Annotated in this window: 4 protein-coding genes; 1 reads left to right on the forward strand and 3 read right to left on the reverse strand. The window is 69.0% G+C overall.

Annotation, left to right across the window (positions count from 1 at the left end; all coding sequences use genetic code 11):
* Positions 1 to 154: 154 nt before the first annotated feature.
* The 3 genes from glmM to rplM form a co-directional block, all read right to left on the reverse strand.
* Positions 155 to 1,489: a phosphoglucosamine mutase gene (gene glmM, locus FNH05_RS34185; protein ID WP_144592989.1), complete on the reverse strand. Its 1,335-nt coding sequence runs from the start codon at positions 1,487 to 1,489 to the stop codon at positions 155 to 157.
* 170 nt (positions 1,490 to 1,659) lie between these two features.
* Complete coding sequence (gene rpsI, locus FNH05_RS34190) at positions 1,660 to 2,145, reverse strand: 30S ribosomal protein S9 (protein ID WP_144592990.1); 486 nt, start codon at positions 2,143 to 2,145, stop codon at positions 1,660 to 1,662.
* 14 nt (positions 2,146 to 2,159) lie between these two features.
* The gene (gene rplM / locus FNH05_RS34195) at positions 2,160 to 2,612 is read right to left on the reverse strand and encodes a 50S ribosomal protein L13 (protein ID WP_144592991.1); all 453 of its coding nucleotides are present in this window, start codon (positions 2,610 to 2,612) and stop codon (positions 2,160 to 2,162) included.
* A gap of 198 nt (positions 2,613 to 2,810) precedes the next feature.
* On the opposite strand from rplM, the gene FNH05_RS34200 reads away from it, so the two are divergent.
* Positions 2,811 to 3,701 carry a hypothetical protein gene (locus tag FNH05_RS34200; protein WP_246128114.1) on the forward strand — a complete coding sequence of 297 codons (891 nt, stop codon included), beginning with the start codon at positions 2,811 to 2,813 and terminating at the stop codon, positions 3,699 to 3,701.
* Positions 3,702 to 3,802: the final 101 nt, after the last annotated feature.

A 3,802-nucleotide genomic window follows, 5' to 3' on the forward strand; every position in this document is an offset into this window, starting at 1 on the left:
AAGAGACAGGCCATGCTCTCCCCCTCGTCGCCTAGGTCCCGATCGGCCTCTGCACACCTACGACGTGACAGCCAGGTGTTCGGTGCCGTCAGATGGGTACAAAATCTACCGATCCGGGCGAGGAGAAGACAGTCGTTCCGGCGAATCGGAAGGTTCAGGCCACCGCGGCGACGACCCCGGCCAGGCGGTCGGCGGCGGCCTGCGCGATCTCCTGCGAAGGAGCCTCGACCATCACCCTGACGAGTTGCTCGGTGCCCGACTGGCGCAGCAGCACCCGGCCCTGTTCACCGAGTTCGGCCTCCACCTCGGCCACGGCCTCGGCGACCGCGGGCGAAGCGACCACGGCGGCCTTGTCCGCGACCCGCACGTTCACCAGCACCTGCGGCAACCGCCGCATCACGGCGGCGAGTTCGGCCAGTGACTTGCCGCTGGCCGCCACGCGGCTCATCACCCGCAGCGCGGTCAGCAGGCCGTCCCCAGTGGTCGCCAGCGCGGGGAAGACGACGTGGCCCGACTGCTCGCCCCCGAGCGCGTACCCCCCGGCACGCAGCTCTTCGAGCACGTAGCGGTCACCGACGGCAGTGGTCTTCAGGTGCACGCCGCGCTCACGCATCGCCAGGTGGAGCCCCAGATTGCTCATCACGGTGGCGACCAGGGTGTCGCGGGCCAGCTCCCCCGACTCGGCCATGGCCAGCGCCAGGATCGCCATGATCTGGTCACCATCGACGAGTTCACCCGAGGCGTCCACGGCAAGGCAGCGGTCGGCGTCCCCGTCGTGCGCGATCCCCAGGTCCGCACCGTGCTCACGCACCGCGGTCCGCAGCTGCTCCATATGGGTGGATCCGCAGCCGTCGTTGATGTTGATCCCGTCCGGCTCGGCGTGGATCGCGATGACCTCGGCCCCGGCCTTCCGGTACACCTCGGGAGCCGCGTACGAGGCCGCCCCGTTCGCACAGTCCACCACCACGCGCAGCCCGGCCAGCGGGTGGGGCGTGGCGGCCAGCAGGTGCTCGGTGTAACGGTCGACCGCGTCATCCACGTCCGAGACGCGGCCCACCCGCGCCCCGGTGGGGCGCGGTGTCTCGGCGCCGATTCCCGCCTCGATCTCGTCCTCGATGTCGTCAGGAAGCTTGTTCCCGCCCGCCGCGAACAGCTTGATGCCGTTGTCGGGCATCGGGTTGTGCGAGGCCGAGATCATCACGCCCAGATCGGCGTTCAGCGCCGAGACCAGGTACGCGACGGCCGGCGTCGGCTGCACGCCCACCCGCAGCACGTCGGCGCCCGCGGAGGCCAGTCCGGCCACGACCGCTGCCTCAAGCATCTCCCCGCTCGCGCGCGGGTCACGGCCGACCACGGCCACCGGCCGGTGGGAACGGTCGTGCGCGGCGAGCACCCGGGCGGCACTGGCGGCGACGGCGAGCGCGAGCTCCGGGGTGAGATCCGCGTTGGCGAGACCCCGGACTCCATCGGTGCCGAACAGGCGAGCCATCTCATCCTCTCCTCGAGTCCTCTGCGACCCGGACAACCTAACGCCCCCGAACCTGACGGTAGCCCGTACCTCGGGGGTGGCCGGACGGGCACCCGGGCAGGCGGCGAACGACCACGGAAACGACAAAGGCGCCCATCCGGAGGGGATGGGCGCCTTTGGATGTCCTGCCGTCAGCGCTTGCTGTACTGCGGGGCCTTGCGGGCCTTCTTCAGACCGTACTTCTTGCGCTCGGTGGCACGGGCGTCCCGGGTCAGGAAGCCGGCCTTCTTCAGCGCGGGACGGTCGTCGGCGTCGACCTCGACGAGCGCGCGGGCGATCGCCAGGCGCAGCGCACCGGCCTGGCCGGAGATGCCGCCGCCGGTGAGGTTGCCGAAGATGTCGAACGAGTCCGGCTTCTCGACGGTCACCAGGGGCTCACGGATGAGCTGCTGGTGCACCTTGTTCGGGAAGTACTCCTCGAGGGGACGGCCGTTGAGCTTGAACTTGCCGGTGCCGGGGACGAGCCGCACACGGACGACGGCCTCCTTGCGGCGGCCGACGGTCTGGGCGGAGCCGCCCGCGGCGCGCGACGGCCGGGGCGCGGCCGGGGTCTCGCTGGTGACGATCGCCTCGGTGCCCTCGGCAACCTCCGGGGCCTCGGTCTCGGTGCTGGTCACGAACGTTTCCTCACTCACTTAACGACCTGCGCGATCTTGGTGATCTCGTGCTGCTGCGGCTGCTGCGCGCCGTGCGGGTGCTCGGGGCCGGCATAGACCTTCAGCTTCTTCCCCTGCGCCCGGCCGAGCTTGTTCTTCGGCAGCATGCCCTTCACGACCTTCTCGACCAGCCGCTCCGGGCGCGTGTCGAGCAGCTCGCCGAAGGAGCGCTTGCGCAGACCACCGGGGTAGCCGCTGTGCCGGTACGCGAACTTCTGCTCGCGCTTGTTGCCGGTGAGGGCCACCTTCTCGGCGTTCACGATGATGACGAAGTCACCCGTGTCCACATGAGGGGCGTAGGTCGGCTTGTGCTTGCCGCGCAGCAGCGTGGCAACCTCGGTCGCGAGACGGCCGAGCACGACATCCTCGGCGTCGATCACGTGCCAGGCACGGGTGACATCGCCAGGCTTGGGGCTGTACGTGGGCAAGGGTCTACCTCGTCGTCAACTTGCGTGTGGGGTCGAGTGCGGGCCTAGCGCGTTAACGCCGCAGCGCACAACGACATATGAAGATACCCCCTCACTTTCCAGCTCTGTGAAGTGGGGTACCCGGCGACCGCCATACTAGTCTGAAGGCAGTCGATCACGTCAGGCAGCTCCAACGTTCACACTCTGGGGGTAGCACGGGTGCACGCCGTCCGGGTGAAGACGCGGCTGGCCGCGTTACTGTCCTGCGCCTGCCTGCTCGTCACTGCGTGCGGGAGCGCGAAGGCGGGCACCGCGGTGCCCAACGGCGAGGACGCGGCCGCCTACGTCAGCGCCAAGTTCGCCAAGACCCTCAAATCCCTTTCGGACCAGTTCGGCGGCATCGAGGACCGCAAGAGCGTACTCGACACCTTCGCCCGGTTCGACGACAAGAAGATCAACAGCACCGTCACGGCGGTTCAGCTGGGCCGCCCGCCGGCCCGGCTCGCCAAGAACCACTCCAACCGCGACTCGAACGAGTACCTCGACACCTATCATCCGGCCAACAGCCCGGTGGAGTACATGCTGCTCGGTCCGGTGTACGCGAGCCTCGCGCCCACCCACTGGGTGTCGATGCCCTACACCGCCGGCGACCTCAGCGAATGCTTCTGGGCCGGCGCACAGGAGGTGTGCAAGATGCTCGGTGCGGTGTCGGACTCGATCGACCAGGGCAGGGCCGCCAAGAGCGCGAACAGCAAGGCCGACGGCAGCCTCGAACTCATCGCCGACGTCACACTCGGCGCCTTTATCGACAACCGGGTGGTCGTCTTCCCGAACTCGATCCTCAGCCAGATCACCGCCGAGATGAAGGCGCAGGCGCTGCGGACGCGGATCGAACTCGACCCGAAGGGCAGGCTCACCGAGATCGAGATGACGGGCACGATCTCGGGCGGCGGGCACGAGGTCGAGATCAAGGAGCACTACCGGCTCGACGGCACGGCAAGCCAGAACGACCTGCCCAAGGTACCCGACCCCGCCGACGTCACCGTGCTGCCCGACAGCGCCGCGGTGAGCGACTTCTACGCCCGCATGGGCGAGATCCAGAATCGGTGACCGGCGTGACACAACCCCCGAACCAGCCCGGCTGGTGGCCCCAGCAGCAACCGCAGCAACAGCCGCAGCAGCAGCCCTGGCAACCCGGCCATCCCTCGCAA

The organism is Amycolatopsis rhizosphaerae (genome assembly GCF_007713715.1).
Taxonomy (GTDB): domain Bacteria; phylum Actinomycetota; class Actinomycetes; order Mycobacteriales; family Pseudonocardiaceae; genus Amycolatopsis_E; species Amycolatopsis_E rhizosphaerae.

Excerpts from the sequence above, each read along its gene's own strand:
- glmM (WP_144592989.1), bottom strand. The coding sequence starts at position 1,489 with ATGGCTCGCCTGTTCGGCACCGATGGAGTCCGGGGTCTCGCCAACGCG.